This is a genomic window from Pseudomonas sp. MWU12-3088 (assembly GCF_023242405.1).
GTDB lineage: Bacteria > Pseudomonadota > Gammaproteobacteria > Pseudomonadales > Pseudomonadaceae > Aquipseudomonas > Aquipseudomonas kribbensis.
In genome coordinates, this window is record NZ_JALJEA010000009.1 from 158495 (window position 1) to 178047 (window position 19553).

A 19553-nucleotide genomic window follows, 5' to 3' on the forward strand; every position below is an offset into this window, starting at 1 on the left:
GATCTCATCACTGGTGTCAGCGGCATTCAGTCCGATAAAATGTATCCATGCAAACCCGACAGCTCGAAAATTCAACACAAGGTCTGACATGCCCGTAAAAAACATACACGGCAGCAATAGATTGATTCCGCTTGAAGCTTATAGGGGAATCGCTGCCTTTATTGTACTGATCCATCATTTCTTCCTGGCATTCTCCCCGTACACCACAGGTCTATTGCCAGACGTCAGAAACGCAGACAGCTTGATAGGCCAACCTTTTTTTGCTCTTTTTAATGGCACTGGCGCTGTTGGATTTTTTTTCACACTCTCCGGGTTTGTTTTGTGCTGGTCTTATTTCAACCATGAAAACCCACAAAAACTGCTTCTGGCCTTTCTTAAAAGATTCCCGCGACTGGTTGCGATCGTCACAATAACAACGATTGCAAGTTACTGCCTGTTCAGACTGAATCTGTACTATTTTCGCGAGGCCGCCGCACTTAGCTCAAGCCCATGGCTGGCCGCGTTTGCCTTCGGGTTAACCCCCGATTTTGAGCCAAACTTCCTGAGTGCGCTGTTCCAAGGTGCGACTACTTTCTTTACAGGAGCGGCGAATTACAACACAAACCTCTGGACCATGAAGCCAGAGTTTTTTGGCAGCATGGTAGTCTATATGCTTGCATGCTTTATCTCCGTGATCCTGGGGTATCGCCATTTGGTTTATGCCTTGGCAATCCTTTCAATCTCGGCCTTGTTTTATAACGATCTTGTTTTTCCATTTGTAGTCGGGGCGTTTCTTTCTGCCTATCTAGCCAAGAATAAAATTCATATTTCATTCCTGACCTCTATCGGCCTTATCATCCTGGGCCTATACCTTCTCGGATATATGATCCCGGAAAAATCATACACTTGGTTCTCTATAATACCGACCTCACTAAAGCCACATTCGCAGACACTGTTCCACACACTAGGATCGGCCTGCATAATTTTTGCGACAATGACCAATCAAAAATTATTCATGAGTCTGAATGGAAAGCTATTGGCCAGTATCGGAAAAATCAGCTTCCCGCTCTACCTTGTCCACACATTAATTATTTGCTCGCTATCCAGCTATGCCTATTTCAAGTTAACAAGTCACGGTGTCAACAACCAGACAAGCCTGATGATCGTGCTTGCTGTTACCGCTCTCTCATCAGTCATGTTGGCTGTTCCGCTAGCTAAGTTTGACGACTGGTGGGTAAAACGAGTCGATACCGTCGCACGGAAGCTTTTAATCAAAAAGCCAGTTGACTGAACATCGCGACAATTCCAGAACTCCAAAAAAAACCCGCCTTCAAGAGGCGGGTTTTTATTAGCTTTTGAGTGACACGCTGACTACTTCAACCAACGGAATCATCAACCCCTGCTTTACTTGGACAGCGCCTTCCTCATCCATGCACAAGTCTTGGCAACACCATCCTCAAGGGAAGTTCTCGGCTGCCAATCGAGCTCCTGCTGGGCCAGCGAGTTATCCAGAATACTCGTAGGGACATCAAATGCACGACCTGGCGAATAGTTACGCGCAATGGATTTCCCGGTAACCCCTTCGATCACGCCAATCAATTCGTTAAGGCTGGTGCCCGACGCGGAACTGATATTGAACACTGAATGTTCACCATCATACGTGACCGCTTTTGCAAAAGCCGTGGCAACGTCGCCTACATAGATATAGTCACGGGTAACACTGCCGTCACCCCAAATATCCAATGGTTTATCCTGCAGCGCTCGACTCAGGAAGACGCCGACCGCACCTTGAGCGGTTTCTACGCGCTGGCGCTCGCCATAAGGATTGGTGACCCGCAGGATATTGGCTTTGATACCGTGCAGGTTCTGGTAAATCAGCAGGTACTTCTCGATTGCCAGCTTCGTGACGCCGTAGGAAACCTGCGGGTCTGTCGGATGGGATTCATCAATCGGCAGATACTTGGGCGAACCGTAAACCGTCCCCCCGGAAGAGATGAAGACGATCTTGCCTACTTTCTTGGCGACCATCGCATTGAGCATCTGCAAGGTCGCGACCAGATTGGTCTGGACGTCGTAGATTGGATCATCGTTGGAGGTCTTGGGAAGCGTCGTGGAAACCAGATGCAGGACTACGTCGACACCCTCCACTGCTTCGGTGACTTCACTGGAACTCATGAGATCACCGGTGACCCACTCAACCGATTCCTCAGCCGTAAACTCACGATAAGGAGGTACACGCGGCCGCTCAAAAATGCGCAACTGGTGTCCATCTTTAAGCAGCTGATCCGCGATTGCCGCTCCGATAAACCCACCGCCACCAAAGATTACAATTTTCATCGAGTCACACCCAATACATTGGTTACCGCGCAGCGCTGACTCGGGCCGGCAAGAGACAGGGGAATGAGCCGCTCCATTGCATGCAGAGCGACATCGTCTTCAACCGAAGCGCGATCGTCAGGGAGTTGAACCGCGAGATCCCACAGCGCCTCCAGCTGATCAGCACGCGCCCAGAACATCGCCGCGACTGGGAAGTACAGGTACTCCCTTAATGGCTCGATTTCAATATTTTTTGCCCAGTGCTGCACAATCGGTCGAAGGCTGCCCATGCTTTCCGCATTGGGATCGTCCGGAAACACGATACTGAGCGTTGCATCATCGTGCATTCTGGAAATGATGCGATCCATCATGGCACCAGACTTGCCGCCCAGCAGGTTTTCCAGAAGGAAGTTGTAACCTGCCTCGACTTCAGAATCGTCGTCAGCATCTTCGCTTGCCTGGGTGTGCAGATGCCCGATGAAGTCGTATTGCTGAGAGATTTTCCTACCCAATGTACCGAAAAACGGTCCGATATCAGCTTTATCTTCCGGCACAGTCAGCACCTCGACCAACCGTCCTGCATAACCGGACAACTGGCGGGAGATCTCGGTGCGCAGATCATCGCTTGGCGAACTGATGAACAGATCAGGTAAAAACTTGTTGTGCTTCAATCTGCCGAGTACTTCACCCAACAATTTTGGATGAGATACATGAAGATGAAGCGCTACCGTCACGCGCGGTATGGCTTTCGTCCGCTCTTCAGGGGTGATGACGGGAGCGAGCCAAGGCCCCTGCGGGCGACCCTTGCGTATAAAGTCTGCAAGCGGATCCACCTTGAGCGATTCATGCTGCTCTTTGTAGATGCCCGGGTGGAAACCTGGAAAAGGTTTACGCTGATCGACGCCACAAGCCCAAGCGCGTACATATTCGCGAATGACTTCGTCCTGAGTCCGCTCAGGGCGCTCAGACAGGCTCACGAAATCGGAGCGCAGTACATTTGCCTGGGCAATCTGCGCAACATCATCGGCCTCTTGTTTCGCCTTGTCGATCAACGTGCCGGCCAACTGGTCCAGCTGTTCTACGTAGGCATCCATGTTGAAGCGTCTGGACGCCATTTCCCGCGAGCGGGAAACCACTTGCTGATAGAGCTGAGGGTCGCTGGAGAGATTCAGCAACTTCTCCGCCATATCGGCTGTATCCAGATAGCCCGCAACGCAGGTATCTCCCAGTTGTTCCTCGGAGAGGATGTCCGCAATCCCGGTCGTACTTTCAAAACAAACGACTGGCAAACCCACACAGAGCGCATCAATGGAAACGTTCGGCAACGGATCCAGACGGGACGTCATCAACAAGACATCAGCCTGCTCGTAGACGAAATCAAGCTCCGACGTGTCCTTCAGAAACGTAATGTGCTCTTCGATGCCTGCCCGCTGGATCTGATCCGCAAGGTAAACCGAGTAGCCTACATCTTTGTCAGGGTCGAAACCGTGCCCGATCCAGACAAACCGGAAGCTGCGAGCGGGATTGGCACGCAGGATCCGGCTCGCACACTCGATGAAATAATCTACCCCCTTGCGCAACTGAACTGAGCCAGCGCCTATGACGAGGAAGGCATCGGCAGGTACAGACGATGGACGCAGAGCATTCATCAATCGCTTTATTTCAGCATTGCGCGCTTTTTCATCAAGTGCGGCAAATGGGAGTTCGCAACGCCCTTGCGGCATGATGTGAGCGATTGTCTCGTCCAGATCAGGGTATTCGTCCAGCGCACTCTGCAGAGTCAGTTTTGCAGAGAAAACCGAAGAGGTGGACCAGAACAGAGCCTGGCGGAAAGCATCCCGCGGCCGGGTGTATGAAGCAAACTCGTGAAGCAGGCTGACGCTCGGGATAAAATGCCGGGCAAGCGACGAAAGCACGAAACGGGATTCGATACTGTTGACCAAGGCATACTTGAACTGGCAGCGAAGGAACAGCTTGTCGAGAATCATCTGAGTGGCGATCGGATAATGGCGCATCTCACATGGCCCGGCGACTACAGCGCCGGCTTCGCGAAACGCCTCGACCAAAGCGCCTCCTCCGAGCAGCAAAGCGACTACGTTGTAGCGTTTGCTCAGTATACGAACCAGATTAAGGCTGAGGATCGGAGCCCCGGTTCGAGAGGCTTCATGGCTCACAACCAGAACAGTTTCGCGCGCGGGATCAAAGTCCTCTTCCGGGGAGCCGATGAACTTGAGCTCCGGCAACACCGCAATACGCCCTTCATCTCGACCAAACTGAAAAAAGTGTTGGCTAGGGTCGATACCGGCGGCGGCGATATCGGGATAATTCCGTAGATAGAATTCCCAATTGTAGTTGGCAGTGTCGGACTTATCGGAACCTTCGGTGCCAGGCGCCGGGACCACCGCGCTGCGCCCTTCATGCCGACCGTAGAGAAAATAATGGTCGCGCGGATCGATGCCGGAGGCTGCAACATCGGGATACTGGTGCAAATAGTAATCCCAGTCATAGTTAGCCTTGCCAACCACTGGCTCGTTCGCACCGGACCTCAGGATGTAATAAGCGCGTCGCAGTCGTCTCGCAATGGTTTTCAAAGTGTTCAGGCTCAAGCTACTAGTTCCTTAATCGTTCGTACGGGCACTGACGTGCATCTTCCGTTTCGCTTCAGCGAAAACTACGCGGACGGGCGTGATCATATTTCCGACACCATGCACCGACGCTGCACCAGATCACCATCCACTTCCCGGAACGGTTGATGGCTGCAAAAAAATCCGCTGGCCAGTTTATGCTTTTCCAACATTCGACGAAAGTTGAGAATCCTGGATTCGTCGGCGATCCGACTCAGGCGTGGTGGGGGTACGAAGACATGCCTGCAGGGGGACATTCAGGTGGCCACCATGCATCCAGACTGGCCCTGAATCGAGGAACGGCCGTTGGCTGCGAAAGGAGTCAAGCACTGAACGCTTCCCTCGCCTTTCACAACCAACACCAAGGGTTTCATCATCCCTCTCTCAAAGTGAGTGATCCATTTCCCGCGGACTAGGATGCACGCCCTGCGTCTTGTGCAATGCGCTGAGTGGCACTTCTGACCGCCATTTCATAGGCATTATGCAAAAGAGCATGGCGGTCGGCACGAACGCCGGAATCAGCTGGCGTGCGGAAAAGCGACGTGGTCTTTCCGATATAACGGAAGTTGGCCTCGTAGCCGTAGCAGAGCCACAAGTTCCAGTCCTCAAGCTGATCCAGATCGAGATCGAACCCGCCCCAACGCTGATAGAGTTCTTTCTTGAACATGATGGATTGAATGGGAATAAAGTTATGGCGTTGCATAACGCTATAATCCCACTCCTGGCGAAACACAGGGGGCGTGTAAAAAAGCTCTTCAACGTAATGACTTTTATCATCATTGACACGAGTAGCCACTTCAAAAGCCAGGCTGTATGCAGCGTCAAGATCAGGTTCGGCGCTCAAGCATTGCATAAGCGTTTCGACATGATCTGAAAACAACAGATCATCGTCATCCAGAAACATAAAATACTCGCCCTGGGCAATGGCCATTGCAGCATTACCCACACCGGAGCGACCGATTTTTTCATTGGCCAAAAATTTTACAGCGACATTTGAAGGCGCGTATGTGGACGCCGCTTCCACGATCTCCAACTGAGTATTCCCACCATCCTCGGCAACGATTAGCTCAATATTGGGGTACGTTTGATTAAACACGCTCTGCATGGCCTGCTTCAGGAAAACACCACGCCCTCTGTAGGTACGAGTAATCACTGTAACCTTGGGTGCCGGGCTCGCAGAATCAAAAGGTTTCGCCTTCCAGAATGCGCCATCGCGGACCAGCTCATAGTCATAACCGCGAAACGGAAAATTAGCCGCAACCGGTCCTTTTCCGCGTATGAAATGAGGGAAATTCTTAAATAATTTTGGCAAATTCCGCAGGAGCATTTTTTTTGCCCCCGGAAATTGCGAGGGGTATACAAAAAGAATGGCGTACAACACCAACGCTACGAAGCGGTCGACATTCGATCCATACCGCAACCGTATATAGGTATTGCCCAATACACTCCCCGCAAACTGCAGTGGCTTGACCTCACCAGCCTCTTCGTAGGTATGGTGAATCACCGCCGCACTGGGCAAGTACTTCAGTACATAGCCGTAAGAGCGCAATCTATAGGAAAACTCCACATCTTCGCCATACATGAAAATGGCGTGATCATAACCACCGCAACGCACATACGCGTCACGTCGCAGCAGAACACACGCGTGCGACGACCAGTTGGCTTCCAGGGTGACCGGGTCATAGTATTTCGGATGCTCAAACGGTACCTGCCGAAACTCCCAGCTGGCGGATGCAGGGTTACGGTCATTTACGGCAGCTGTAACTGCCTTTACGATCGAACAAGGCAGGAACTCAAGGTCGAGATTCACAACCAGGCAATAATCCGATTGCCCCTTGCGAATCGCGCGATCGTGCCCCATACCGAAGCCCAGATTCGCCTGCTGAATGACTTCGGTACTGGCAAACGCACTTCCATATGAATTCAAATAAGCATTGAATAATTCGACCGTATCATCAGTAGAGCCGTTATCAACAACTTTAAAATGAATACTTGAGAGCGGATAATCCTGCGCAGCCAGAGAATCAAGAAACTTCTTCACCCAGCGAGAACTATTATAAGAAACAACCGAAACATCGATAGGAGGAAAGACGGTCAACGCCGGGGACGCAGCCAATTCCGAAAGATCGGAAAACCGATTATCAGACAGTGCATTCAACGACTTGATATTATCATTCGATAACGTCTTGTCACGGATGCCTCGCATCAGCTTCATTTTTCTATAACTATAAAACGACCAGACAAACTTCAAAAAAGGAACTCTCAAGTATACAGCCCGAGCATAACCCCTAACTGTAACCATGTCTCCGCGAAACACTGCTCGCAAGATATTGGAGCAGATTGAAGCACCACGCCGAAGGACACGAAGTGGCCTGGTGAGTGCCCGCACGACTGGTCTATCAGAAGCTTTACACTTTTTATCCATTGGTCTGTAACTCAATATCAATCATAGAAGTCCCCACTAACCCTGTTAACGCGTTGCCGCCACGGGACCTGAATCAATTACATTCCGCACCTGTTGAAATGCGCCTTGCTGTCTGGCATTCGAAATGGAGCAATGCCAGATAAAAAACTGTCTCTCGAACTCGTCAATACTTCTGCCGGTTCATTCAGAGGGCGCGAATCATAGCATCATCTTCGCCACCGATATGGTTTGCTGCCGATCGTCAAGCCCTGGATTTTGGCTTCTCACGCACGCCTGCACCTAAAGCGCACGCGATCAGTATCAAGGGCAAATAAGCCACTGGTAATCCTATGGCACCGGAAAGCCGTCCGGTTCCCACAGCGACAGCCAAGGGCGTCAGCCAGAACAGGTTTATGGCAGCGACTGCAAATACCACTACTTTGTGGCTTCCATACCGCCGGGCTGCGTATTGATAGGCATGGCTTCGATGAGCCTCATAAACCTTCTCGCCACTGAGCAGACGCCTGCCCAGCGTCCAGGTAGCGTCGACGACAAAAACGCCCAGCAGAATCAACCAGCTCCACAGAAAATCACCAGATTTCCATGCGGCATCAACAGCCATTACACCTAAAACAAGTCCCAGGAAACCACTTCCCGCATCCCCCATGAATATCCGTGCAGGTGGAAAATTCCAGCACAGAAAACCGCTGACGGATGCGGCCAATAGCAGCGTTACCCACATTGATTCGACGTGCCCGGTCAAACCATAAATCAGGCAACTGCCGAGACAGACGCTGATGGCCTCGACACTGGCCAGACCATCAATACCATCCATGAAGTTGTAAAGATTCAACATCCAGACCAGATAAACCAACGCCAGGACAGTGCCAGCCACTCCCAGATCGATGGTCACCCCTCCGAAAGGAATGGGAGCCAGGCCGCCCAGCCAGAACAATGCCAATGCAGCGGCGGCAAAATGCCCCAGCAACCGCCAACGTGCCGCAATATGATTATGGTCATCGGCAAAACCGATCGCCGCAACCAGCAGTCCCCCGGCCAACAGGCCATACATCAACTCAGAACTCATCATCCCGAGCAACTTTAACGCAGGCAGTGCAATCAGGAACGCGAAAACAATGGCTACACCGCCACCGCGAGGAGTAGGAATGGTGTGGGAACTTCGCTCATTCGGGATATCGACCAGCTTATTCCCCAACGCATATCGGCGAAGCGTTAATGTCAGTACCCAAGACAGCAAAAAAACCGATAACAGCAGCCACCAAAATTTCATTTCGTTTGCTCATCCAGATAATAGCGAGCGGTTTGAAGCATGGCTTTATCCACAGTAACAGGAGGAGTCCACCCCAACACATCGCGGTTCTTTTCAATATTGACCTGAAGCGAGCCACAGATACGCTGAGCCACCGCCTGCCTGCCAAGCGCAGATGCAACCAGAGCCAGCAACCACTGTGGCACTGGCATCAGCAACGGTTTTTTCCCTAACGCCCGTGCCAGGTACCTCAACAGTTGCGTAGTAGAAAGATCCTCTCCATCGCTCACCAGGAAAGTCTGATTGGCCGCCGCCGGATGTTCGATGCAGGTCACAATCAGATCGACCAGATTTCCAATGGCAACGAGACTACGTCTATTGCCTATCGCACCCAGCGGCAGAGGCAGACCTTTGTTGAGCCATCGCATCATGCTCAGGAAATTGGCCTTCACCCCCGGACCATAAACCAGAGGTGGGCGAATGATGACCACTTCCATACCGGTCTCAATACTTAGCTCTTTCAAACCTTCTTCAGCTTCATACTTGGACACCCCGTAAGGGTCGACCGGCGCTGGAACGCTATCGGCCGTGAACGGATGTCCAACAGCAGTGCTTTCGCCATTCACCTTGATTGAACTGATGAAAATAAAGCGCTTCACCCCTGACTTGGCAGCGTGTCGCGCCAATCTCAATGTTCCATCGACATTGATACGGCGAAACATCGCCAATGCGTCAGTCGCCGTCTCGTTCATGACATGCACCCTTGCGGCCGCATGAACGACCGCTTGCACACCATCGAGCGACGGTATGACGTCGGGCTCACTCAGATCAAGTGAAACAACCGGACATTGCCCCCCCAGACGGGTCGCACCTCGTGCAGCTGCTATCGGTAGAAACTCTCCGTCCAGCAACAACCTGCGAACGAGAGCCTCACCAACAAATCCGCCCGCTCCCGTCACAACCACTCTCGAGGACTTCATCCGGATTTTTTCCCTGAAAACGCAAAGATCCAGCAGACAAAAAAGAAAAGGACTTTATCCCGAAATCGTCGCCGACACTTCCAGGCATCAAAAGAGAGTTTTATGAGCTGGCCCCGCTTCAAAGGTAACCACGACTTTACAAATGGATTGTCAGCTTGTCCGATCAGCAAAGCGATCATCCGAACCTGACTAAACCACCAACCGTCGTGAATAGTCTTGTAGCGGGAGAGCAAAGAGCTCAGACCTTTGTTCGCTCCCACTTGATTATTCGCGTGTTGGCGATAGTCCATAGTAGGTATTGGGTCAATAAACCATCGAAAGCCATGGCTACGGGCAAAGGCGTAGCAATACCAGTCATGCAGACGGACATCCTGCACCTTTTCCCAGTCGGCGATCACCGAAGCTTTCAATGCTGAAGCAAAGCGCTTATTGAATACATAAGTGCATCCCGGCCCCGCAGCCTCGAATAAATAATCCCAGGCAACTTGAGACTGAGCCTTATCCAACAAATGAGTCCTGCCATCATCCCAAAAAGCCGTGACATTACTGGAGAAGCAATCAGCCTGGCGAGAATCAATTGCAGAGGTGGCTCGTTGCAGCTTGTCCGTATGCCAGATGTCGTCCTGGTCGGCCAAAGCGATGAAGTCATAAGAAGAGAAATCAACATCACGAATCAGACGAAAGAAGTTTCGCGACGCGCCTCCAAACTTTCCGGCTGCCGGGAGGATAAAAATCTGAGGGTGCGCTGCAGCATAGGCCTCGCACCAGGTCTCGGTACCATCAGTAGAAGGATCAATACTTATATGAACTGAGACATCAACGCCTGATTGGCAAAGGATCGAGGCAAGCTGTTCCTCGATCCACTGTGTACCGTTGTAGGCAGCCAGTAAAACCGCAACCTTTGGAAGTCTAACTGGCATGCCATTCCTGCTTGCACTAATTGACACTAGGGGGTTCGAGTAGATCGGCTTGGATCAACGAGCACTCAAGTCCAGCAACTTTTGCAAGTACTGGCCATAACCCGTTTTCTTCAAGGCTTCTGCCTGCGCCCCCAATTGCTCGGCCGTAATCCAGCCGTTGTTGTAAGCAATTTCTTCCAGGCAAGCCACTTTCAGGCCTTGACGCTGTTCGATGGTATGCACGAAGTGACTGGCTTCCAGCAAAGAATCATGAGTACCTGTGTCCAGCCAGGCAAAACCACGCCCCAGCATTTCAACATTCAGCGTCTTGCGCTCCAGATAAGCACGGTTAACGTCTGTGATCTCCAGCTCACCGCGCTCGGACGGTTTGATGCTTTTGGCGATCTCGACAACATCGTTGTCATAGAAGTACAGACCAGTCACCGCATAATTCGATTTTGGCTTGACTGGCTTTTCCTCGATGCTCAGCGCTCGACCGGTTTTATCGAATTCGACGACGCCGAAACGCTCCGGATCGGAAACGTGGTAACCAAATACCGTTGCGCCCTGCTTTTGCGAGCTGGCGGAGCGGAGGTTGTCCGAGAAGTGCTGACCATAGAAGATGTTGTCGCCCAGAATCAGACAGCAAGGATCCTTACCAATGAACTCCTCACCAATGATGAAAGCTTGTGCCAGACCATCCGGGCTAGGTTGTTCAGCATAAGTGAGCTTGACGCCATACTGGCTACCGTCACCCAGCAACTTGCGGAAACATGGCAAGTCCTCAGGCGTGGAAATAATCAGGACCTCGCGCATACCTGCAAGCATCAGCACGGACAGCGGGTAGAAGATCATCGGCTTGTCGTAGATCGGCAGCATTTGCTTGGATACGCCGAGAGTCAACGGATGCAGGCGCGTGCCCGAGCCGCCGGCGAGAATGATGCCTTTACGATTTGTCGTGGTCATTTATTAAGAACTTCCCTAAGCATTCGGGTTACACCACTTTGCCAATCCGGCAAGTGCAGAGAAAAATTGTCGCGCAACTTCTGAGTATTCAAACGAGAATTCAAAGGACGGCGCGCAGGTGTTGGATAAGCAGCAGTATCGATCGGATCAATCGTTTTCACGGTAAGCGCTTCACCGCAAGCCTTCGCAAAATCGATCACATGACAAGCATAGCCATGCCATGACACTTCTCCGGCAGCGGCCAGGTGATAGACGCCCCCCAACTCGGGAGAGCGCAAGACTTGCCGCACAGCCAATGCCGTCACGTCTGCGATCAGATCTGCACCTGTCGGTGCACCGACCTGATCAGCAATGACGCTAAGGGTTTCTCGGTCTTTTGCCAGGCGCAGCATTGTCTTCGCAAAGTTATTGCCACGAGCACCATAGACCCAGCTTGTCCGGAAAATCAGATGATTGCAGCCGGTAGATATTATCGCTCGTTCGCCAGCCAGCTTGCTGATACCGTAGTGATTCACTGGCGAGAGGGCATCTGACTCGCACCACGGCGTGCAGCCTTCACCACTGAATACGTAGTCGGTTGAGTAGTGGATCAGCCAGGCACCCAGTGCCGCAGCCTCTTCGGCCATGGCTTGAACAGCCTGACCATTCACACGATCAGCCAACTCTTTTTCGGACTCGGCTTTATCTACTGCCGTGTAAGCGGCTGCGTTCACGATGATATCTGGCTGGATCTGACGGATCGTTTCACGTAAAGCGTCCACGTCGGTCAAATCACCGCTCAGCCCATCAACCGGATGCCGATCAAGGGCAATCAATTGGCCCAGTGGCGCAAGGGAGCGCTGCAGCTCCCAGCCCACTTGGCCATTTTTTCCAAGCAGGAGAATCTTCATGCCTTGCTTGAACGACCGGCGTAGTTCTGGTCGATCCATTGCTGGTAACTTCCGCTCTTGACGTGAGATACCCACTCAGTATTGTTCAGGTACCACTCCACCGTCTTGCGAATGCCGGTTTCGAAGGTTTCTTCCGGTGTCCACCCCAGCTCACGTTGGATTTTGCTCGCATCGATGGCGTAGCGCTGATCATGGCCCGGGCGATCCTGAACGTAAGTAATCAGACTCGCGTGCGGACGATGCGCAGAATCAGGACGCAGCTCATCGAGCAGCGCACAGAGCGTTTTTACAACTTCAATATTTTGCTTTTCGTTATGACCGCCGATGTTATAGGTCTCTCCAATAACGCCTTCTGTCACAACTTTATACAGTGCCCGAGCATGATCCTCGACATACAACCAATCACGAACCTGATTGCCTTTGCCGTAAACAGGCAGCGGCTTGCCTTCCAGCGCATTGAGAATGATCAGCGGGATCAATTTCTCAGGGAAGTGGCAAGGACCATAGTTATTCGAGCAGTTGGTGACCAGCGTCGGCAGGCCATACGTACGAGCCCAGGCACGAACCAGGTGGTCGGAACTGGCCTTACTGGCCGAGTACGGGGAGCTCGGCTGATACGGAGTGGTTTCCGTGAAAAGATCTTCCGGCCCCTCAAGATCGCCGTAAACCTCATCCGTCGAAATATGGTGGAAGCGGAAAGCGGCCTTACGGGCATCATCCAGTGCAGCCCAGTAATGACGCGCAGCTTCAAGCAAGGTGTAAGTGCCGATGATGTTGGTCTGAATGAACTCGGAAGGACCGGAGATAGAGCGATCAACATGGGACTCTGCCGCCAGATGCATGATTGCATCCGGTTGATGCTCGCGCAGGATGCGGTCGATCTGGTCACGATCACAGATATCGACACGCTCGAACGCATAACGCGGGCTTGCGCTGACTTCGGCCAACGACTCAAGGTTACCCGCATAAGTCAACTTATCGACGTTGATCACTGCGTCGGTTGTATTGGAGATGATATGACGAATGACTGCCGAGCCGATAAAGCCGGCGCCGCCGGTTACTAGAATTTTCACGCGAAACCATACCCTTGAGTTGCTGACAGGGCCGCCAACCGAGCACTGTCTAATCCATGAATGCAAAAGCCATCAATTCAGCCGGGGCTTTTGACAGAGTCAGTCTTTACCGATGTGGGAATATGCCACTATCGAACAAGCGCAGCATTTTACAGCTTAATGAGCGTTTTACTAATGGATATAGACAAGCTGTGGCTAAAGATTAGTCCGCTTTTCGCTTAATGTCGCATTCAGGCAAGGCGCTTGCGGGAAGCTCTGGACGATCGTCCCAGAAACCAGCCGAAAACCGGGCCAATCAGCATGCCGACGAGCAGCGCACCCACCGCAACTACTGACACGGGAAGTTGCGGACCCGCCCAACCCAGAAACAACAGGGAAACCGATTGCTGATTTTCGAGAACGAACGCAAGGATCGCCAATACGAGCATCAGGATTAAGACGGAAATCAAAATGCGCTTGAAATTATTCATGAGCGGCTCCTCGCGTAGCGACCATCATCAAGCGCCCTCCTCCTCTTCTTCATTCACGCGATCACGCAACTCTTTTCCTGGCTTGAAATGCGGAACAAACTTTCCATCAAGGCTGACAGATTGGCCGGTTTTCGGGTTGCGACCCACTCTCGGCGCACGATAGTGCAAGGAGAAGCTGCCAAAACCACGGATCTCGATGCGATCACCCGTAGCCAGACATTGTGACATTTGCTCAAGCATGGTCTTGATGGCCAACTCCACATCCTTGGATGAGAGCAGCCCTTGATGGGTGACAATTCGTTCGATCAACTCCGACTTCGTCATATTTTTCCCTTCTTTTTCAAGCAGCTAGATCAGCGCTTGAAAGGTTTTAGCACGCCCGGAAGATTTTGAACAGCCCAGGACTTGACATATCTTTCGCCTCGACGAAACGCCCATTTTCAGGGCATCGGATCGCGAGCCCGTCAATGCTCATTCACCGACAAATCACCAACATGGTTCGGGTAACGTAACCGGCAGGATTGAAGCCAAAGGGAAACTCACCCTCATCCCGGGCATCATCAGACCGTGTGATCACCTTATAACCCGCACCCTTGCATTCCTTGGCCGCGCGCTTCTGACACTTCTCCCAGCCAGAACCCAAACCGGAGCAGTCAACCTCGATGCCACTGACGCCACGCACCGCATGAGTCTTGGCGCTCGTAGTGCAGCCCGCCAACATCAAGATACCCATCAGGACTATAAACTTGCTCATTCACTTCCTTATGCCAGGCACTTGCCCGACTACTGCTATCTTCAGACTAAGCCTAGACGCGAATAGACGATTGATCCGATTAAAGAAACAGACCGCAGCACAAAGGGAATGGTTTCACCAGGACAACACAGAGCATGACGCCACACCAAATCGCAGGCACAAAAAAGGGCGACCGAAGTCGCCCTTTTTCATGATCAGACAGAACTCAGTTCTGTTTGGCCATTGCTTGACGCAGCAGTGCCGCCATGGTGGTGTCAGCTGCTTCGCCTTCCGGAGCTGCTTTCAGGCTCTGGATGGCTTCTTTCTCTTCAGCATCGTCTTTCGATTTGATCGACAGCTGGATTACGCGGCTCTTACGATCAACGCTGATGATCTTGGCTTCTACTTGCTGGCCTTCTTTCAGAACGTTGCGCGCGTCTTCAACGCGGTCACGGCTGATTTCGGAGGCTTTCAGAGTCGCTTCGATATCGTCGGCCAGAACGATGATGGCGCCTTTGGCGTCAACTTCTTTCACGGTGCCAGTAACGATTGCGCCTTTGTCGTTAACCGAGACGTACTCGGAGAACGGATCGCTTTCCAGTTGCTTGATACCCAGGGAGATACGCTCACGCTCCGGGTCAACCGACAGGATAACGGTGTCCAGCTCGTCGCCCTTCTTGAAACGACGTACGGCTTCTTCGCCCACTTCGTTCCAGGAGATGTCGGACAGGTGAACCAGACCGTCGATGCCGCCGTCCAGACCAATGAAGATACCGAAATCGGTGATCGACTTGATGGTGCCGGAGATCTTGTCGCCCTTGTTGAACTGGCCAGAGAAGTCTTCCCATGGGTTCGACTTGCACTGCTTGATGCCCAGGGAGATACGACGACGCTCTTCGTCGATGTCCAGAACCATGACTTCCACTTCGTCGCCGACTTGTACGACTTTCGAAGGGTGGATGTTCTTGTTGGTCCAGTCCATTTCCGAAACGTGTACCAGACCTTCAACGCCTTCTTCCAGCTCAGCGAAGCAGCCGTAGTCGGTCAGGTTGGTTACACGAGCGGTAACGCGAGTGCTTTCTGGGTAACGGGCTTTGATAGCAACCCATGGATCTTCGCCCAGTTGCTTCAGGCCCAGGGAAACACGATTGCGCTCGCGATCGTACTTCAGAACCTTGACGTCGATCTCGTCACCAACGTTGACGATTTCGGAAGGGTGCTTGATACGCTTCCACGCCATGTCGGTGATGTGCAGCAGGCCGTCCACGCCGCCCAGGTCGACGAATGCGCCGTAGTCGGTGAGGTTTTTGACGATACCTTTGACTTGCTGGCCTTCCTGCAGGGATTCCAGCAGAGCTTCACGCTCGGCGGAGTTCTCGGCTTCCAGGACGCTGCGACGGGAAACGACAACGTTGTTGCGCTTCTGGTCCAGCTTGATGACCTTGAATTCCAGCTCTTTGCCTTCCAGGTGCGTGGTGTCGCGCACTGGACGGACGTCAACCAGGGAACCTGGCAGGAACGCACGGATGCCGTTAACGTCGACAGTGAAGCCGCCTTTAACCTTACCGTTGATAACGCCCTTGACCACTTCCTCAGCTGCGAAGGCTGCTTCCAGAACGATCCAGCATTCAGCGCGCTTGGCTTTTTCACGGGACAGCTTGGTTTCACCGAAACCGTCTTCAACCGAGTCCAGAGCAACGTGAACTTCGTCACCGACGTTGATGTTCAGTTCGCCAGCGTCGTTGTAGAACTGCTCCAGAGGGATCAGTGCTTCGGACTTCAGGCCAGCGTGAACGGTTACCCAGCGAGCTTGGTAATCGATATCAACGATAACACCGGTGATGATGGAGCCTGCCTGAAGGTTCAGGGTCTTTAGGCTTTCTTCAAAGAGTTCCGCAAAGCTTTCGCTCATTTTAATTCCTGTTGATTAGGGCGAAAAATACGCCCGTCTCCACATCCCAGACGATGCGGGTCAGTTTCATTTAAAGGAAGCCACCGCAGGACTATGACTGGTCCCCTGCGGCCTTCCTGGTCACCCGGCGATATCGCGAATGGCGATCTCGCTCATGATGCGTTCCAGCACCTGATCGATGGACAACTCCGTGGAATCCAGCTGTATGGCGTCGGCCGCCGGCTTGAGCGGGGCCACCGTTCGCTGGGTATCGCGCTCATCACGCGCACGGATCTCATCTAGCAGACTCGACAGACTAACACCCTCGACTTTGCCCTTCAACTGCAAATATCGACGGCGCGCCCGCTCCTCGGCACTCGCAGTCAGGAAAATCTTCAGCGGTGCATTCGGAAACACCACCGTTCCCATGTCACGACCATCGGCTACCAGGCCCGGTACTTCCTGGAAAGCGCGCTGACGCTGCAGCAGCGCCTCGCGCACAGCCGGCAATGCCGCCACCTGGGAAGCGCCGGACCCGACGCTCTCGGTGCGAATGACATCGCTGACTTCATCACCTTCCAGAATGATGCGCTGCAACTGACCGTCGGTCGCCGCGATGAACTGCACATCCAGATGAGCGGCCAGCTTCTTCAGCAGCTCTTCATTGGTCAGGTCGACACCATGGTTGTGCGCAGCAAACGCCAGCAGGCGATACAGCGCGCCGGAGTCCAGCAGATTCCAGCCCAGACGCTTGGCCAGAATCCCGGCTACGGTGCCTTTGCCCGAGCCGCTTGGCCCATCGATGGTGATGACCGGAGCAATGTTGTTCACGACTGAGCCTCTTGCGCCACACGAATGCCGACCTGCGCGCACAGCGCCAGGAAGTTCGGGAACGATGTCGCGACATTGGCGCAATCATGGATGCGGATCGGTGCAGTGGCGCGCAACGAGGCCACGCTGAAAGCCATCGCGATGCGGTGATCGCCATGACCATGCACTTCGCCGCCGCCGATCTGGCCGCCGTCGATGATGATGCCGTCCGGGGTCGGTTCGCATTTGACGCCCAGCGCCAGCAAACCGTCCGCCATGACCTGGATACGATCCGATTCCTTGACCCGCAGCTCTTCGGCGCCAGTCAGAACGGTGCGCCCTTCGGCACAGGCTGCCGCCACGAACAGCACCGGGAACTCGTCGATGGCCAGAGGGACCAGCGCTTCCGGAATCTCGATACCTTTGAGTTTAGCTGCTCGCACGCGCAGGTCGGCAACCGGCTCGCCACCCACTTCACGCTGGTTTTCCAGGGTGATGTCGGCACCCATCAGGCGCAGGATGTCGATCACACCAGTACGGGTCGGGTTGATGCCGACATGCTCGAGCACCAGTTCCGAACCTTCGGCAATCGACGCCGCCACCAGGAAGAACGCCGACGACGAGATGTCGCCCGGCACTTCGATGTGGGTTGCAGTCAGCTTGCCGCCGGACTCGACCGATGCAGTGGCACCATTGACGCTTACCGAATAGCCAAAGCCGCGCAGCATGCGCTCGGTATGATCACGGGTCGGTGCTGGTTCGGTGACAGTGGTCTTGCCTTCGGCATACAGACCCGCCAGCAGCAGGCAGGATTTCACCTGGGCACTGGCCATCGGCATGGTGTAGGTCAGGCCTTTGAGCTTGTGGCCACCACGGATGGTCATCGGCGGACGACCGTCGGCAGCGGTTTCGATCACGGCGCCCATTTCCCGCAGCGGGTTGGCGACGCGATTCATCGGACGCTTGGACAGCGAAGCGTCACCGGTCAGGGTGCTGTCGAAGTCCTGCGCGGCCAGCAGGCCGGACAGCAGGCGCATCGAAGTGCCGGAGTTGCCCAGATAGATCGGGCCCGGCGCAGGCTTCAGGCCGTGCAGGCCTACACCATGGATGGTCACGCGGCCGTGATGCGGGCCTTCGATGACCACGCCCATGTCGCGGAATGCCTGCAAGGTCGCCAGGGCGTCTTCACCCTCGAGGAAGCCTTCGACTTCGGTGACGCCTTCAGCCAGGGAGCCGAGCATGATCGAACGGTGGGAAATCGATTTGTCACCCGGTACGCGAATCCGACCGGACAGGCGGCCACCAGGTTGAGCCAGGAAGATCAGATCGTTGGAATTCATAGCGTCCACATAGGCCCTGCGGGCCAGGATTTTACTGAAATGCTCGCGGGCAACCCGGGCGCGCGTGAAGACGCCCAACAATTGGTGCCCATCCCCTGCATCGACCGCGTCGCGCAAGGCGTCGAGGTCGCTGCGAAATGTATCGAGTGTGCGCAGGACAGCCTCGCGGTTGGCGAGAAAGATGTCATGCCACATGACCGGGTCGCTTCCGGCGATTCTTGTGAAATCACGGAAACCGCCCGCAGCGTAACGGAAGATCTCAAGGTTTTCATTGCGCTTGGCCAGCGAATCGACCAGACCGAAAGCCAGCAGGTGCGGCAGATGACTGGTCGCCGCCAGTACTTCATCGTGACGCTCGACCTGCATGTGCTCGACGTCGGCACCGAGTTCGCGCCACAGGCGATCAACCACCGCCAGCGCAGCCGGATCGGTCTGCTCCAGCGGAGTCAGAATCACTTTATGACGGCGGAACAGCTCGGCATTGGAGGCTTCCACCCCGCTCTGCTCGGAGCCGGCAATCGGATGGCCCGGCACGAAGCGCGCCGGCATGCCGCCGAACGCCTCGGTCGCCGCACGCACCACATTACCCTTGGCACTGCCGACATCCGTCAGGATCGCCTGCCCCAGATCCATACCAGCCAAGCGGGCCAGCACTTTTTCCATGGCCAGGATCGGCACCGCCAACTGGATCACGTCTGCGCCCTGGCAGGCAGCCACCAGATCGTCTTCACAGCGATCCACCACGCCCAACTCGACCGCCAGCTTGCGCGATTGCGGGTCGAGATCGACCCCGACCACTTCGCGGCACACGCCGCTTTCACGCAAGCCCTTGGCAAACGAACCACCGATCAACCCCAGACCGACCACCACCAGGCGCCCGATCATAGGTGCAGCAGATTGCAGCGCAG

At 53.8% G+C, this 19553-nt stretch carries 16 protein-coding genes; 1 reads left to right on the forward strand and 15 read right to left on the reverse strand.

What is annotated here, in order from left to right; translation table 11 throughout:
* The first annotated feature begins 88 nt into the window (after nt 1-88).
* Nucleotides 89-1270, forward strand: a complete 1182-nt coding sequence (locus M5B98_RS20975; protein WP_248743842.1) for an acyltransferase family protein — start codon at nt 89-91, stop codon at nt 1268-1270.
* A 113-nt stretch (nt 1271-1383) separates the two neighbouring features.
* Here the strand turns inward: M5B98_RS20975 and M5B98_RS20980 are convergent, their stop codons facing one another.
* From M5B98_RS20980 to M5B98_RS21050, 15 genes are all read right to left on the reverse strand, one after another.
* The gene (locus tag M5B98_RS20980; RefSeq protein ID WP_248743843.1) at nt 1384-2316 is read right to left on the reverse strand and encodes an SDR family NAD(P)-dependent oxidoreductase; all 933 of its coding nucleotides are present in this window, start codon (nt 2314-2316) and stop codon (nt 1384-1386) included.
* Entirely contained in the window at nt 2313-4901 is a 2589-nt protein-coding gene (locus tag M5B98_RS20985) for a rhamnan synthesis F family protein (protein WP_248743844.1), read from the reverse strand. Before M5B98_RS20985 ends, M5B98_RS20980 begins: the two co-directional genes overlap by 4 nt.
* Before the next feature lie 430 nt (nt 4902-5331).
* Nucleotides 5332-7134 carry a glycosyltransferase family 2 protein gene (locus tag M5B98_RS20990; RefSeq protein ID WP_248743845.1) on the reverse strand — a complete coding sequence of 601 codons (1803 nt, stop codon included), beginning with the start codon at nt 7132-7134 and terminating at the stop codon, nt 5332-5334.
* Between the two features lie 451 nt (nt 7135-7585).
* Nucleotides 7586-8614: an MraY family glycosyltransferase gene (locus tag M5B98_RS20995; protein WP_248743846.1), complete on the reverse strand. Its 1029-nt coding sequence runs from the start codon at nt 8612-8614 to the stop codon at nt 7586-7588.
* Complete coding sequence (locus M5B98_RS21000) at nt 8611-9573, reverse strand: UDP-glucose 4-epimerase family protein (protein ID WP_248743847.1); 963 nt, start codon at nt 9571-9573, stop codon at nt 8611-8613. Before M5B98_RS21000 ends, M5B98_RS20995 begins: the two co-directional genes overlap by 4 nt.
* Nucleotides 9570-10493: a glycosyltransferase gene (locus M5B98_RS21005; RefSeq protein WP_248743848.1), complete on the reverse strand. Its 924-nt coding sequence runs from the start codon at nt 10491-10493 to the stop codon at nt 9570-9572. Before M5B98_RS21005 ends, M5B98_RS21000 begins: the two co-directional genes overlap by 4 nt.
* Nucleotides 10494-10547: 54 nt before the next feature.
* Nucleotides 10548-11438 (reverse strand): glucose-1-phosphate thymidylyltransferase RfbA, encoded by an 891-nt coding sequence (rfbA, locus tag M5B98_RS21010; RefSeq protein ID WP_248743849.1) that lies wholly within the window; start codon nt 11436-11438, stop codon nt 10548-10550.
* Complete coding sequence (gene rfbD, locus M5B98_RS21015) at nt 11435-12328, reverse strand: dTDP-4-dehydrorhamnose reductase (RefSeq protein ID WP_248743850.1); 894 nt, start codon at nt 12326-12328, stop codon at nt 11435-11437. Before rfbD ends, rfbA begins: the two co-directional genes overlap by 4 nt.
* The gene (rfbB, locus tag M5B98_RS21020) at nt 12325-13401 is read right to left on the reverse strand and encodes a dTDP-glucose 4,6-dehydratase (protein ID WP_248743851.1); all 1077 of its coding nucleotides are present in this window, start codon (nt 13399-13401) and stop codon (nt 12325-12327) included. Before rfbB ends, rfbD begins: the two co-directional genes overlap by 4 nt.
* A gap of 230 nt (nt 13402-13631) precedes the next feature.
* On the reverse strand, nt 13632-13871 hold the full coding sequence (locus M5B98_RS21025; protein ID WP_248743852.1) for a lipopolysaccharide assembly protein LapA domain-containing protein: 240 nt from the start codon (nt 13869-13871) through the stop codon (nt 13632-13634).
* A 27-nt stretch (nt 13872-13898) separates the two neighbouring features.
* Nucleotides 13899-14195 (reverse strand): integration host factor subunit beta, encoded by a 297-nt coding sequence (ihfB, locus tag M5B98_RS21030; RefSeq protein WP_007950920.1) that lies wholly within the window; start codon nt 14193-14195, stop codon nt 13899-13901.
* A gap of 151 nt (nt 14196-14346) precedes the next feature.
* Entirely contained in the window at nt 14347-14625 is a 279-nt protein-coding gene (locus M5B98_RS21035) for a hypothetical protein (protein ID WP_248743853.1), read from the reverse strand.
* Between the two features lie 205 nt (nt 14626-14830).
* The gene (gene rpsA / locus M5B98_RS21040) at nt 14831-16516 is read right to left on the reverse strand and encodes a 30S ribosomal protein S1 (protein WP_007950918.1); all 1686 of its coding nucleotides are present in this window, start codon (nt 16514-16516) and stop codon (nt 14831-14833) included.
* A gap of 120 nt (nt 16517-16636) precedes the next feature.
* Nucleotides 16637-17326, reverse strand: a complete 690-nt coding sequence (cmk, locus tag M5B98_RS21045) for a (d)CMP kinase (RefSeq protein ID WP_248743854.1) — start codon at nt 17324-17326, stop codon at nt 16637-16639.
* Complete coding sequence (locus M5B98_RS21050; protein WP_248743912.1) at nt 17323-19530, reverse strand: bifunctional prephenate dehydrogenase/3-phosphoshikimate 1-carboxyvinyltransferase; 2208 nt, start codon at nt 19528-19530, stop codon at nt 17323-17325. The genes cmk and M5B98_RS21050 overlap by 4 nt, the downstream gene beginning before the upstream one ends.
* Between the last annotated feature and the right edge of the window lie 23 nt (nt 19531-19553).